The sequence below is a fragment of the Bacillus sp. FSL R7-0672 genome (genome assembly GCF_038601465.1).
GTDB lineage: Bacteria > Bacillota > Bacilli > Bacillales > Bacillaceae > Bacillus > Bacillus pumilus.
On record NZ_CP152010.1, the window covers coordinates 2,632,669 to 2,646,609 of the forward strand.

Here is a 13,941-nt window from a genome sequence, read left to right on the forward strand (position 1 = left end):
TGGCACATAAACACCTAAATTGTCAGAATATTTAAATTTAGCACATTACATTGGATAAGGAGGAACTATTTTGAAAAATAGTTTAAGTATAAAAGAGACATTAGCCATTGGTTTAATGCTTTTTGCATTATTCTTTGGCGCAGGAAATATGATTTTCCCGCCTGTCCTTGGACAATATGCAGGTGAGAATGTTTGGCTTGCTATCGGTGGATTTTTACTCACAGGAGTTGGTCTTCCGCTTCTAGGAGTTATTGCTATCGCCCTTACAGGTACCGGTGCAAAAAGCCTTGCGGATAAAGCCCATCCTATATTTGGAACCATTTTCACTGTCATTCTGTATTTATCCATAGGACCATTTTTTGCTATCCCGCGAACAGGTACGGTTTCTTACGAGATTGGATTAGCACCGTTTCTATCTGAAACACAAACCTCTTCATGGGTACCGCTTTTCTTATTCACCCTTGTGTTTTTCACGATTACGTATCTGCTCGCTTTGAACCCTTCAAAGCTTGTTGATCGAATCGGCAAAGTGTTGACACCTATCTTATTAACGGTCATTGCGATTATTGTATTTAAAGCCATAGCTACACCGATGGGAATGATCGGTGCGCCTGATGCGACTTATAAAGCAAACCCTCTCTTCACTGGGTTTTTAGAGGGCTATAAAACAATGGATGCTCTCGCTTCTCTCGTATTTGGAATCGTTGTTGTGACAGCTGTTAAAGAAAGAGGCATCACAGAGCGCAAATCTCTTGCGGCGGCCTGTATAAAAGCTGGCCTTGTTGCAGCAGCTGGACTAGCACTAGTGTATATCTCGCTTGCTTATGTCGGTGCTTCAAGTCCTGATACAACCGGAATGGTTGGGGCAAATGAAGGCGGCAAACTGCTTTCACTATCAGCAAGCTTTTTATTTGGTTCTGCTGGTAACATTGTCCTTGGTGTAGCCATTTTATTTGCTTGTCTCACAACAAGTGTTGGGCTTGTCTCATCATGCGGCGAATATTTTTCAAAGCTTTTCCCAGCACTTTCTTATCGCACAATCGTACTCATTGTTTCTTTATTTAGCACATTGGTTGCAAACCTTGGACTGGCACAAATCATCTCTCTATCGGTCCCTGTACTCGTAGCGATATATCCACTGGCAATTGTCATTATTTTATTGTCATTCCTTGACCGCTGGATTAACGGTAGACGAGTGATTTATGCAGTACCCCTGATTTTCACTGGATTTTTTGCCATTATTGACGGCTTACTGGCTGCCAAATTCAATCTCGGTGGTTTGCCTGCCTTCTTAGACACATTCATTCCATTTTACGATTTAGGCATTGGATGGGTCGTACCAGCAATTATCGGCGCAGGTATTGGCGTACTCATCTCTATGTTTACTAGCCCGCCTAAACAGCTCGCATCATAATCATGCTTCAAACATCCCCTTCCAAAGATGAAGGGGATGTTTTTTTATTGTCCTCCATATACTAAAATAGAAAAATTCATGACTTTTGTACGAAAACACATGTTGACATCAGACGCACATCCTTTATAATTAGTGAATGTTAATGAAGAACGGTTTTAGCAACTAATTAACAGAATATTTCAACATAATATTGGAGGCTTTATATTCAATGAAGGCAACATTGTCGACGAAAGATACAGTTATTATCGGTTTTATGTTATTTGCTCTATTCTTCGGCGCCGGAAATATGATTTATCCACCAGAACTTGGGCAATATGCTGGCACAAATGTATGGAAAGCAATGGGCGGATTTTTATTAACAGGTGTCGGTTTACCTCTTCTAGGGATTATTGCAATCGCTTTGACAGGTCGAGATGCGAAAGGATTAGCTGATAAAGCTCACCCAGCTTTTGGAACAGCGTTTACCGTCATTTTATATTTATCTATTGGGCCACTTTTCGCTATTCCTCGTACAGGAACAGTTTCATATGAAATTGGTGCATTACCCTTTTTAGCAGGTGTACCAGCTTGGCTCTCCCTTCTTTTATTCACACTTGTCTTTTTTGGTATTACGTATTATCTTGCTCTAAATCCAACGAAGATTGTAGATCGTGTAGGGAAAGTGTTAACACCGATTAAATTTACGATTATTCTTCTTATTATTGTCAAAGCCATTTTAACGCCGATGGGCGTCATTGGCACACCTGATGTATCCTATAGCAACGGGTCATTTTTCAAAGGATTTTTAGAGGGCTATAAAACAATGGATGCTCTTGCTTCTATTGTGTTTGGGGTTGTTGTCATCAACGCCATTAAAGGACGCGGTGTGACAAGTAAAAAGGCACTGACATCTGCTTGTATCAAAGCGGGTCTGATTGCAGCTTGCGGATTAACATTTGTTTATCTATCTCTAGCTTATTTAGGCGCTTCAAGTACACACGCCATTGGTTTTGTTGGAGATGGCAGTAAAATCTTGGCTCAGTCTTCTCAATTCCTATTTGGCAGTTTAGGAAATATTGTGTTGGGTGCTGCGATTACGGTTGCTTGTTTAACAACAAGTATCGGCCTCGTTACATCATGCGGAGAGTATTTCTCGAAGTTACTACCTAAGCTTTCGTATAAAATGGTCGTTACACTCGTGACATTATTCAGTTTTATCATTTCGAATTTTGGACTTGCTCATATTATCGCTTTCTCTGTACCAGTTTTAACTGCGATTTATCCGCTAGCGATAGTGATCATTGTTTTGTCACTTGCTGATAAGTGGCTTGGACATAGAAGACCTGTATATGCTCTCTCTTTAATTTTAACAGGCTGCGTCAGCTTATTTGACGGCTTAGCAGCTGCGAAACTTCCAATCGATCCAATAAAAGACTTCTTCCAATCAATACTACCTTTATATGACCTTGGCATAGGCTGGATTGTCCCTGCAATACTTGGGATCGTGATCGGATTTGTAATCTCTCTTTTCACTTCTTCTGCTTCAGAAGAGCGTCAAAAACAAGCGTCATAATATAAAAAAAGCTGAAGTCCATTGATAGGACTTCAGCTTTTTTATTGATGCTGATACTCTTTTTCTTGCTGAGCTAACAGCTTTTGAACAGCTCCGGGTGATGCTTTTTCAACAGCCGCTGCTGCTATATCAAATGATCCGTTGTAATCATAGGCGTAAAATCTTCGTTCAGCCTCTTTTAATTGTTCTGAAAGAATATGGTTTTGACTTCTAAAACGATTGCCGTATTGAATGATTCGTTCAATTTGATCCACTTTACCAAGCATTTCTTCTGTCTCATCCACAACATTTCTGACTGTGTCAGAGGCATCTTTTAATTGCTGATTTACTGCCGGCATGTTGAGCGGCAGGTTTTCCAGCTGCTCATGCACTTGATGAATCATCTCCTGCGCTTTTTCAGCCCGCTCTTTCATCTCAGCAGGTACACCTGGAATATTGCTTTTATGCAGCTGGCGTACTGTATCTGTCAGCATGGTTTTGAGCTCAGCCAGTGTTTCTCTCGCTTGTAATTCTTCTTTTCTTAACGATTGGAGATGACCTTTAAATGTGTCATGCAATGCTTTTGCATCTTCGATAAAGGTCTCCAGCTGATTGATTTCATCCATTAATAATGAATATGCCACGTGATCACGATCAAGCTTCTCACGGATTTGTTTCATCAGCTTTTCAATTTCTTCTAAACGTTTTTCAAATGCTTTCTGTTGATCGAGTTCTCCTGCTGTCAGCTTGTAGCTTTCTTTCACAAGAGCCGTTTCTGCCTTTGTTTGTGTGTGATCTTGCTCGAGCTTTTCGAATGCTTCTGTGAGCTCAGGCATTCTGCTTTTGATTTCCTGACCTGCCTCTACTTCCGCCTCCAGCTGATCATACAGCGTCTCAATCGCATCATCAATCATTTGCAGAATGCTTGATGCCTCTTCTAAATTGAGTTCATCAATGAGCAATTTTTCCGCCCTCGCAAGCTGTTTGTTTAAAGTCTCCAGCTCTTTCGTGATCTGAATGTGCTCCAGTTTGTATCCTTTTTCTGACATTTCTTGATATCCGTCTTTCAGCTTCGTCAGCTGACCTGGTACGGTTTGTTTGCAGTCTGCAATAAGCTTTGGTACATCATTGATATATAGTTGTAGCTGGTCGAGTCTGCGGTCTTGCTCAAGCAAAATCTTTCTTGCTTTCATGTAGTTTCCGTTTTCTGTTTCTTCCTCGTACTGCTTGATCCCTTCCCAGGCCTCATCTAAGTCCTGCTCCATTTTGTCATAAAGGGTGCCATATAAATGGCTGTACGCAAGTAGATTTTTTCGAACCGTTTGATATTGCTCTTTGACCTTTTCAATGTCCTTGCGATTTTGCTCCTCGCTTGTGACAAGGTCTGCAATTTCTTTTAAAATGTCTTCAATGTTCGAATCAGCAGCACTCAGCAAGTCCTCAATATGCGTTAGAACCTGCTTGGCTTTGGAGAATCGATATTTATCAGAATACTCTTCTGCGTCATATAATAGCTCCTCTACCTTTGGAAGATGGGCTGTGACGATATCGTCCCACTCTGCACGCCATCTTTCAAAAAATTGCTCTGTTTCTCCGGTCATTTTTAAGTGTTTGATTTTTGAAATTTCTTCTACAATTGATCTGTTCAAAATTTCAATTTTCCATGCTTCCAATCGGTCAATCTCTTTATATATATTTTTTCTGAGGAAATAACCGACTGAAAACAAAGCAAGCAAAATGACAATTAAACCGATGATAAACTCCATAATGAGCCCCCTTGTTGTGATCTAAGTGATGTCAGGGTAAAAGTGTCCCGAGTAGACCTGAGAACCCTTTCGTGTCCGCTTTGCATTTGTTTTTTTATAAACAGGATCGTATGTTTTCCAATACCATCCATTCACGGTTGTATGTATGTTTTTCAAGAAAGTATTTGAGTGCTTTCTATCATTTGATCACACGTCTCCATGTGACCTGCTTTTATGTATGCGGAAGCTGTCGTTTTCATTGTTATTATGATACCATGTAACCAGCATTTTTGGTCATGATTTTTCATTATTTTCGCTGATAAACATGACGTTTTTCAAAATATCGACAAGAGGTGACGACATGCTGAAGCAAGATGCACATCTACATACACCGTTTTGCCCGCACGGCTCGCTTGATTCTTTTCATTCTTATATTGAAAAAGCCATCAAAAAGGGATTTGATTCCATAACCTTTACCGAGCATGCCCCTCTGCCTCCATCGTTCCATGATCCAACACCAGAGCAGGATAGTGCCATGAAGCTCCAAGAACTTGAATCGTATATAACGAAATTGGATCAGTTGAAACAGGAATATAAAGGCCAATTAATAGTAAAAACTGGGCTTGAGGTTGACTATATCAAAGAGTATGAAGAGGAAACAAGTGCCTTTTTAGACTGCTATGGTCCAGAACTAGACGATAGCATTTTATCTGTTCACTTTCTTCCTGCTTGCGATGATTATATTTGCCTTGATTTTGACGAGCATGCCTTCCAGCAGCTAATAAGCCTCTACGGCAGCATCGAACAGGTCTATCAAAGCTACTATGACCAAATTTACTCTTCTATTCTATCATCTTTAGGTCGCTATAAGCCAAATAGAATCGGTCATATCACCCTTGTGCAGAAATTTAAACAGCTTTTCCCATTTGAGATGACACCTGCACTTTGTCAAAAGGTCACCCTTTGTCTTGAAGAAACGGGAAAAAAAGGCATGTCCTTAGATTTTAATACATCAGGTCTTCGTAAAACATATGCCAGAAGTATCTATTTAGATCAATGGATGATTGATCTTGCAAAACAGAAAAAAATTCCGCTCATTTTTGGGTCTGATGCCCATCAAGCGGAAGATCTCGGATATGCTTATGATCAATTCGAAGACATCATGAGTTTTAAATGAGAATCTAATGCCGGCTTTTTTGGTTCTAGTAAATGATGAAGCGAGCGGCTCAGTTCCTTAAAATACATTTGATAGAAATAAGGCTCATTTGGATTTAAATAAAGCACCTCCGTTAAATATTGCGGCTGTAAATAGGGCATCATGAGTAGTGATTTCAGCTGAATCATAAAAGATGAGATGGAAAGCTGCTCACAAATCACATGGGTGCTTTTTCCTTTTTCAATGATGAGCTGAAACAAATATTTTTCTTTCGTTAAATAGGTCGACATAATTTCTCTAATGAGCGTCGAATCAATCGTCACCTCTCGATAAACGAAACGGGTTAATTGACGGTGCTTGTGCTGATAAGATAAAATATCAAAAACCACATGTAGTAAGCATTCTTTTGCATGACGAGTTTCCATGTGATGGATATGTGATTCAATCATGTGAATATAGCCTTCATAAAAATCGGATACGAGCTGCTCAAGCAGCCCTCCTTTTCCTTGAAAGTAATAAGAAATGTGGGCAACGTTGACGTTTGCTTCCTTCGCAATCTCACGGACAGAGGTTCCAGAAAATCCTTTTTGGTTAAAAAGTCTGATGGCAGCTTCAATAATACGGTCTTTTGTTTGCACGGTTGTTGATGCTTTCATCCGCTCACCCCTCTTCATGTGTACATACTTCAAGATGAAGGCGGAAGTTCCTTTTATATTTGCTCGACAAATCCCACATGCGAAACGCAAGTTATGTATTTTTGAGATAGAAAGTAGGAGATTTTCATGTTTCATGTCGAAAAACAGTCTGGCGATCCATCAAAAGACTATCAATTGCTCGTTAAACAGGTCGAAGCCATTACAGATGGCGAGCCTGATCTAATTGCCAACCTAGCAAATGCGGCGGCGCTATTGTATCATTCACTCCCAGAGGTCAATTGGGCAGGATTTTATTTGGCTAAAGGCGGCGAGCTTGTGCTCGGACCGTTTAACGGACTGCCTGCATGTGTGCGTATCCCATCTGGAAAAGGCGTTTGCGGTACTGCATTTGCAACAGGTGAAGTCCAGCGTATCGCTGATGTGCACGCATTCCCTGGACATATTGCATGTGATGCAGCATCACAATCTGAAATTGTCGTTCCGCTCAAGGTAAATGGAGAGATCATTGGGGTGCTCGACATTGACAGTCCCGTGAAAGACCGTTTCAGTGAATTAGATGAAACCTACTTAATTCAATTTACCGAGGTACTCCAAAAGGCATTATCCGCCTCTACAAATGCGTAATCTTACAAAAAAGCAGGCATATTGTCTGCTTTTTTGTTTTCTTCGCAGACGCAAAGCATCGCCATTGCCCTTTAAATAGGTTGACTTCTCCTATCCAGCGTCATATAATAGAATTTGTGTGAAATATGGCAGCCTTTTTGTTCGGCTTTTTTGTATCATTTTGTTCCTTCTATATGAAGGTGCATCTTGTAACTCCCTGCTGCTGGAGCGAGGATGCATGAAAACATAATGACGGAAAAGACAAAGAACAGACGGTTTTTATTTTTCACAAATAAAAACAAATAAGGAGGAGTCACATTATGGCTCGCTATACAGGTCCAAGTTGGAAGATTTCCCGCCGTTTAGGCATTTCATTAAGCGGAACAGGTAAGGAACTTGAAAAACGCCCTTACGCTCCAGGCCCACACGGTCCAGGACAACGCAAAAAACTATCTGAATACGGTTTACAATTACAAGAGAAGCAAAAGCTTCGTCACATGTACGGTGTCAACGAACGTCAATTCCGTACACTATTTGACAAAGCTGATAAACTTCCTGGTAAACAAGGTGAAAACTTCATGATCCTTCTTGAAACTCGCCTTGACAACCTAGTATACCGTCTTGGCCTTGCTCGTACTCGCCGCCAAGCTCGTCAGCTAGTCAACCATGGTCACATCCTTGTTGATGGAAGCCGTGTAGACATCCCATCTTTCTCTGTGAAACCAGGTCAAACGATTGCTCTTCGTGAGAAATCTCAAAACCTTGCAGTTGTGAAAGAATCAGTTGAAGTTAACAGCTTCGTTCCTGAATACCTTACTTTCGATGCTGAAAAGCTTGAAGGAACTTTCACTCGTCTTCCAGAGCGTTCTGAATTAGCGCCTGAAATCAGCGAACAACTAATCGTTGAGTTCTACTCTCGTTAATTTCATGACTCTCCAAAGAGAGGTCAAACAAACCCTAGATCCCTTGATTGTTCAAGGTGGTCTAGGGTTTTTTGTTTGCATTCTCCTATGAACAAATGAATTTAAAACATATATAGAAAACAGACTATACACAAGACGAGCACCAGACAAAACTTCTAAAAGCATTTCTACACATTGAAGTTAGTCTAATTTTTTAATAATAATAGAAGCATTCACGTTTGTTTGAGTCCCTCCTGCTAGGGTTTGAAGAGTAACTGCTGCTGCGGAAGTATGGTTTACAAGAGTAAGCGTGTCACCCGCTGCTAGAGCGAGGATTGCCTGACCGTTATTCTGTTGAGTACCAGCTCCTGACCCATAAACTGTGTTCGTCACAGGACCTCCATTTACAAATAGGGTAAATTGATTTGGCTCTACGCCAGAAACTGAAAAAGTAACCTCGTAGTTTCCTGGATTGGTGACTATAATTTGAGAAGTTCCAGGGGCATGTGTAATACCAGAAGTAATAATTCCAGTTGAGTCAAAAATCACCGGGGCCTCTAAAGCTACTGTTTCAGCACTTAGATTGTATACATATGCAAATTCAGCTAGCCCTGCTCCTGTTGCACCGGTCGCTCCTGTAGCTCCTGCGGCACCGGTTACTCCTGTTGCACCTGTGGCTCCCGTATCTCCTGTGGCTCCTGTTAGACCGGTTGCGCCTGCGGCACCCGTTGCTCCTGTTGCACCGGTCGCTCCTGTTGCTCCCGTATCTCCTGTTGCACCCGTTGGACCGGTCGCTCCTGTAGCTCCTGCGGCACCCGTTGGACCGGTTGCTCCTGTGGCTCCCGTATCTCCTGTTGCACCCGTTGGACCGGTCGCTCCTGTTGCTCCCGTATCTCCTGTTGCACCCGTTGCACCGGTTGCTCCTGCGGCACCGGTCGCTCCTGTTGGACCGGTCGCTCCTGTTGCTCCCGTATCTCCTGTTGCACCCGTTGGACCGGTTGCTCCTGCGGCACCGGTCGCTCCTGTTGCTCCCGTATCTCCTGTTGCACCCGTTGGACCGGTTGCTCCTGTGGCTCCCGTATCTCCTGTTGCACCCGTTGGACCGGTTGCTCCTGTGGCTCCCGTATCTCCTGTTGCACCTGTTGGACCGGTCGCTCCTGTAGCTCCCGCGGCACCCGTATCTCCTGTTGGACCGGTTGCTCCTGTGGCTCCCGTATCTCCTGTTGCACCCGTTGCACCGGTTGCTCCTGTGGCTCCCGTATCTCCTGTTGGACCGGTCGCTCCTGTAGCTCCCGCGGCACCCGTATCTCCTGTTGGACCGGTGGCTCCTGTTGCTCCCGTATCTCCTGTTGCACCCGTTGCACCGGTCGCTCCTGTGACTCCCGTATCTCCTGTTACACCCGTTGCACCGGTCGCTCCTGTAGCTCCCGTATCTCCTGTTGCACCCGTTGCACCGGTTGCTCCTGCGGCACCGGTCGCTCCTGTTGGACCGGTCGCTCCTGTGGCTCCCGTATCTCCTGTTGCACCCGTTGGACCGGTCGCTCCTGTGACTCCCGTATCTCCTGTTGGACCTGTGGCTCCTGCGGCACCCGTATCTCCTGTTGCACCCGTTGGACCGGTTGCTCCTGTAGCTCCCGTATCTCCTGTTACACCTGTTGGACCGGTTGCGCCTGTGGCTCCTGCGGCACCCGTTGCTCCTGTTGGACCGGTTGCTCCTGTTGGACCGGTTGCTCCTGTTGCACCTGTTGCTCCTGTTGCTCCCGTATCTCCTGTTGGACCGGTGGCTCCTGTAGCCCCCGTATCTCCTGTTGCACCTGTTGGACCGGTGGCTCCTGTAGCCCCCGTATCTCCTGTTGCACCTGTTGCACCTGTAACTCCTGCGGCGCCCGTTGCTCCTGTTGCACCCGTTGGACCGGTTGCTCCTGTAGCCCCCGTATCTCCTGTTGCACCTGTTGGACCGGTGGCTCCTGCGGCACCCGTTGCACCTGTTGCACCTGTGGCTCCTGTAGCTCCTGCGGCACCCGTTGCTCCCGTTGCTCCTGTGCCCGTGCCTGTTGGACCGGTCGCTCCTGTGGCTCCTCGAACCCCTCGTAATCCCCGTAATCCTCTTCGTCCTACAATTACTTTTGTTTCACAAATGATGCAACAATTTGATTTTGATAGTTTCTGTTTACATTTAGGGCATTTTTTATACTTATCACAACCCATTAGTTATTCATCTCCTTTATCATTATAGATATGTTACATCTATAAATACGTGCAGATAAGTTAAATATCCAAAGAATAAAGATAAGCGTAGAATAAACATCATTTGCTAGACTCTGACAAAAGCCTTTTATGAAAATTTGATTGAATTTTGCGCTAAATTTGTCTATTTTTTTCATGATGACTAGAAACTGTTCAAATCCATAAAATCTATCATAAAAAAAATCCCCTAGAATTCTAAAGGATCTTTTGTTCCATGTTTCTCTCAAGTGTGATTTTTTATTTTTCCATCAAATCACTAATCATTTGCTCTGTTGTCAAGACAGTAGCAAATTCATCATGCAATGTAGCAAGTGATAGCCGATGAATCATTTCGGGATCATAATATGTACCGTTTTGATCTGTTAGTCCAAAGGCAGCAGATGCATCAGAAATGAGAAATGTATCAAAGCCTAGATTGCCGCTCATTCTTGTTGTTGTAGATACGCAGTGCGGTGTTGTTAATCCTGCGATTACAACAGTGTCGATCTCGTTTGATCTTAGTTGTTCCTCTAAGTTTGTGCCTATAAAGCTGCTGTTGACTTTCTTTTGTATCACCATTTCATCATCTAGCGGTTTGGCGATACCTTTGAAGCAATGCCCTTCATTTGCCGGATGAAATAAAGAATCCGGATTGTCAGCTGTATGCTGAATATGAATCACTTTCCAGCCTTTCTCTCTCCAAAACGTCAATAGACGACTGATATTCTTCTCTGCATCAAGGTTATTTCGTTCTCCCCATTTTTCATGCTCGAATGCCTTCTGTACATCCACAATGATTAAAGCTTTTTGATTCTTCTGCACAAATGCCCACCTCCGAAAATTCTTATCCAATACATGTAGTGTAAGGAATGGTGATCCATTTGTATATGCTTTTATTTCTCTTCATGATGTTTTGCTTGTTTTTGAATCAACAAGACAAACCATACACTAGCAAGAATGTAATAGATACCGCGATGGTCGAGGTACAGTTAGACATCACCTCTCCCATTTGAACTGATTTGACGATATTCATCCAGATGAAATAGATGATGAAAAATGAGCATGAAAAATAAAGAAAGTATCCTAAAAAATATAGCTTTAGCTTTTGCGTCATCGTCTGCATGCTTTTGCTTTCACGTTCCTCCATCAAAGCCTCTCTCATGATCTATTCGTCACAATCTCTCTAATAACATCAAAAAAGACAGCACATTTCGCTGTCTTTTTTCATTTTTCCTTTAATTCGTATTCTGGCCCCCGCCGTTCAGTCCTTCTTTGATATACCCTTTGACTTGGCTTGAAGCTAATAGACTGATGTGACCAACGCCGTGAATGAGGACATTTCTTGCGCCAATTAAACGCGAGAGGCTGTTGACAACAATCATATCGGCTGAGCTATAGACAGATGTATAAAGAATTTTTTGATTTGGATCGGTGCCTGGTAATGCTCTGAGTGAAACGAGTCCATTCGCTCCACCAAGTGTGACGACGTTTTCAATTTTATCACCGCCGTCTAGATTCTTAATATAGTATAGCGTGTTCGCTCCGCCCATACTATGTGCCACAATATCTACTTTTTTGGCACCTGTTTTGCCTAGCACATCTTTGACGAATCTAGATAGACGCGGGCCATTGTTGCGGTTATTCCCTGTTTTGTCTATGAAATCGATAGCAAATAATTGATTTCGATCCCAGCCTTGTGTGACCAAGTAACTTTTAATCGAAGCGAAGTTGTAAGACGCTCCTCCCATACCATGCACCATCACAACCGGATTGTGCTCAGCCGCTTTGATTTCTTTCGGCTGGATGAAGGCCATTGAACCTATCACTAAGGCAAGGGCAACAAGAATTTGCAAACTCTTTTTCTTAAAACAAATCACTTTCATTCCCCCTAATTCATCTTATTCGACTCTATTTTATACAAGAAAAATATGTCAGAAAAGTGAACAAGGCACTGTTTGTTGCTTTATTTTATAGAAAATAATTACTGAAAAAGCACCTTTGACTTTCTAAAACGCCAATGCCAAAAGACTAGACTAAGTCTCTATTAGCAGTCTAATAGACTCTTAACTCTGAATAAAAAAAGAAGCCGGTTATCGCAGCCGGCTGCACATCGTTCTTATTTGTAATTCACAAGGAAGTATTTCTTTTTCCCTCTTCTTAAAACAGTAAATTGGTTTTCAATTCTATCTTCAGCTGAAAGGACATAGTCTTTATCGGTTTGTCTCTCTCCGTTAATGGAAACTGCCCCATTTGTGATGTCTTCACGTGCTTGACGTTTTGATGGTGACAGCTTTGATTCCACAAGGACATCGACAAGTGTTAACTCTTCTGTGCTACTTTTCTCCATTGATGGAACATCTTTAAAGCCTACTTTGACTTCTTCGGCTGAAAGAGATTTAATCTCGCCTTTGAATAGCGCATTTGAGATGTTGACTGCCTGTTCTAGTGATTCACGGCCATGTACAAGTGTCGTGACTTCCTCTGCTAGACGGCGCTGTGCTTCACGTTTTTCAGGTGCTGTTTGCACTTTTTCTTCGTACGATGCGATCTCTTCTTTCGATAAGAACGTAAAGTATTTTAAGTATTTCACGACGTCACGGTCATCTGTGTTGATCCAGAATTGGTAGAATTCATATGGAGATGTTTTTTCTTTATCTAACCAGATGGCGCCGCCTTCTGTTTTACCAAACTTCGTGCCATCTGCTTTCGTGACAAGCGGCATCGTTAAACCGAATGCTTTTGCCCCTTCTGCTTCAGACTTACGGATCAGCTCAAGTCCAGATGTGATATTTCCCCACTGGTCGCTACCGCCAATTTGCAGCTTACAGTTTTCATTTCTGTAAAGGTTTAAGAAGTCTAAAGATTGCAGGATGACGTAGCTGAACTCTGTGTACGAAATCCCTGTCTCAATCCGTGAGCTGACGATATCTTTTGCCAGCATGAAGTTCACACCGAAGTTTTTTCCAATATCACGAAGGAACGTGATGACATTCATTTGGCTGATCCAGTCGTAGTTATTCACGATAACGGCTGGGTTCTCGCCTGCTTCAAAATCAAGAAATTGTGAGAGCTGTCCTTTGATTTTATCTGACCACTGTTCGACGATTTCTGCTGGGTTTAGTGAACGTTCTGCTTTTTTGAAGCTAGGGTCGCCGATTAGTCCCGTTGCGCCGCCAACGAGGGCAATCGGGTGATGGCCTGCTTCCTGGAATCTGCGTAATGTTAAAATTGGCAATAGGTGACCAATGTGTAAGCTGTCCGCTGTTGGGTCAAAACCGGAGTAAAGCTTGATTTTTTCTTCCGATAATAATTTTGTTAAACCTTCTTCATCTGTTTGCTGCTGAATTAATCCTCTGAACGATAACTCTTCCATCAATTGACTCATATTTCATTCTCCTTTTTTTACAATTCAACATAAAAAACGCCCCTTCGAATGAACGAAGGGACGATATATATCGCGGTACCACCCTGCTTAAAAGATAACAAATCACATCTTTTCACTTACACTGATAACGGACAGATCCGTTCTTTCACTAATCAGGGCAGCACGTATGCTCCTTTTCGTAAAAGCGGTTCGTGAGGGTAATTCGAATATCTCTTTGTACTGACTCGCACCAGCCGTCAGCTCTCTTGGACAGGGAAAGATGATTCTACTGAATCTCAGTCAAAACCTTTACATATTCAACTAATGTCATTTTAAACATACTT

At 42.7% G+C, this 13,941-nt stretch carries 11 protein-coding genes and 1 other annotated feature; of the genes, 5 read left to right on the forward strand and 6 right to left on the reverse strand.

The genetic code is table 11. The annotated features are described in order from the left end of the window. The first annotated feature begins 70 nt into the window (after positions 1-70). Positions 71-1,414, forward strand: coding sequence for a branched-chain amino acid transport system II carrier protein (brnQ, locus tag MKY18_RS13310; RefSeq protein WP_185107149.1), 1,344 nt, complete (start codon positions 71-73; stop codon positions 1,412-1,414). Between the two features lie 208 nt (positions 1,415-1,622). Beyond that, on the forward strand, positions 1,623-2,966 hold the full coding sequence (brnQ, locus tag MKY18_RS13315) for a branched-chain amino acid transport system II carrier protein (RefSeq protein ID WP_065098606.1): 1,344 nt from the start codon (positions 1,623-1,625) through the stop codon (positions 2,964-2,966). Positions 2,967-3,007: 41 nt separating this feature from the next. Here brnQ (MKY18_RS13315) and ezrA read toward each other — a convergent pair whose 3' ends face one another. Further along, positions 3,008-4,711, reverse strand: a complete 1,704-nt coding sequence (gene ezrA / locus MKY18_RS13320) for a septation ring formation regulator EzrA (RefSeq protein ID WP_044139328.1) — start codon at positions 4,709-4,711, stop codon at positions 3,008-3,010. 340 nt (positions 4,712-5,051) lie between these two features. On the opposite strand from ezrA, the gene hisJ reads away from it, so the two are divergent. Beyond that, positions 5,052-5,867, forward strand: a complete 816-nt coding sequence (gene hisJ / locus MKY18_RS13325; protein WP_065098608.1) for a histidinol-phosphatase HisJ — start codon at positions 5,052-5,054, stop codon at positions 5,865-5,867. Here the strand turns inward: hisJ and refZ are convergent. Continuing rightward, on the reverse strand, positions 5,837-6,502 hold the full coding sequence (gene refZ, locus MKY18_RS13330; RefSeq protein ID WP_044139330.1) for a forespore capture DNA-binding protein RefZ: 666 nt from the start codon (positions 6,500-6,502) through the stop codon (positions 5,837-5,839). The two genes, hisJ and refZ, sit on opposite strands and share 31 nt — an antisense overlap. Positions 6,503-6,628: 126 nt before the next feature. Here refZ and MKY18_RS13335 point away from each other — a divergent pair, with 126 nt between their 5' ends. Together MKY18_RS13335 and rpsD are read left to right on the forward strand one after the other, a co-directional pair. Then, positions 6,629-7,126, forward strand: a complete 498-nt coding sequence (locus tag MKY18_RS13335) for a GAF domain-containing protein (RefSeq protein WP_065098609.1) — start codon at positions 6,629-6,631, stop codon at positions 7,124-7,126. A 299-nt stretch (positions 7,127-7,425) separates the two neighbouring features. Further along, the gene (gene rpsD / locus MKY18_RS13340) at positions 7,426-8,028 is read left to right on the forward strand and encodes a 30S ribosomal protein S4 (RefSeq protein WP_003216816.1); all 603 of its coding nucleotides are present in this window, start codon (positions 7,426-7,428) and stop codon (positions 8,026-8,028) included. A 180-nt stretch (positions 8,029-8,208) separates the two neighbouring features. Here rpsD and MKY18_RS13345 read toward each other — a convergent pair whose 3' ends face one another. The 4 genes from MKY18_RS13345 to tyrS form a co-directional block, all read right to left on the reverse strand. Beyond that, entirely contained in the window at positions 8,209-10,215 is a 2,007-nt protein-coding gene (locus MKY18_RS13345) for a collagen-like protein (RefSeq protein ID WP_342497538.1), read from the reverse strand. A 276-nt stretch (positions 10,216-10,491) separates the two neighbouring features. After that, on the reverse strand, positions 10,492-11,055 hold the full coding sequence (locus tag MKY18_RS13350; protein WP_065098611.1) for a cysteine hydrolase family protein: 564 nt from the start codon (positions 11,053-11,055) through the stop codon (positions 10,492-10,494). A 413-nt stretch (positions 11,056-11,468) separates the two neighbouring features. Next, positions 11,469-12,116, reverse strand: coding sequence for a triacylglycerol lipase (locus MKY18_RS13355; RefSeq protein ID WP_065098612.1), 648 nt, complete (start codon positions 12,114-12,116; stop codon positions 11,469-11,471). Between the two features lie 233 nt (positions 12,117-12,349). Continuing rightward, a complete protein-coding gene (gene tyrS / locus MKY18_RS13360) occupies positions 12,350-13,618 on the reverse strand; it encodes a tyrosine--tRNA ligase (RefSeq protein WP_106065767.1) in 1,269 nt (422 codons plus the stop codon). Between the two features lie 53 nt (positions 13,619-13,671). After that, positions 13,672-13,910 (reverse strand) — a binding site (T-box leader). Positions 13,911-13,941 lie beyond the last annotated feature (31 nt).

Coding starts and splice junctions, on each gene's coding strand:
- tyrS (WP_106065767.1), bottom strand. CDS start 13,618: ATGAGTCAATTGATGGAAGAGTTATCGTTCAGAGGATTAATTCAGCAG.
- rpsD (WP_003216816.1), top strand. CDS start 7,426: ATGGCTCGCTATACAGGTCCAAGTTGGAAGATTTCCCGCCGTTTAGGC.
- MKY18_RS13345 (WP_342497538.1), bottom strand. CDS start 10,215: ATGGGTTGTGATAAGTATAAAAAATGCCCTAAATGTAAACAGAAACTA.
- MKY18_RS13355 (WP_065098612.1), bottom strand. CDS start 12,116: ATGAAAGTGATTTGTTTTAAGAAAAAGAGTTTGCAAATTCTTGTTGCC.
- MKY18_RS13335 (WP_065098609.1), top strand. CDS start 6,629: ATGTTTCATGTCGAAAAACAGTCTGGCGATCCATCAAAAGACTATCAA.
- hisJ (WP_065098608.1), top strand. CDS start 5,052: ATGCTGAAGCAAGATGCACATCTACATACACCGTTTTGCCCGCACGGC.
- brnQ (WP_065098606.1), top strand. CDS start 1,623: ATGAAGGCAACATTGTCGACGAAAGATACAGTTATTATCGGTTTTATG.
- ezrA (WP_044139328.1), bottom strand. CDS start 4,711: ATGGAGTTTATCATCGGTTTAATTGTCATTTTGCTTGCTTTGTTTTCA.
- refZ (WP_044139330.1), bottom strand. CDS start 6,502: ATGAAAGCATCAACAACCGTGCAAACAAAAGACCGTATTATTGAAGCT.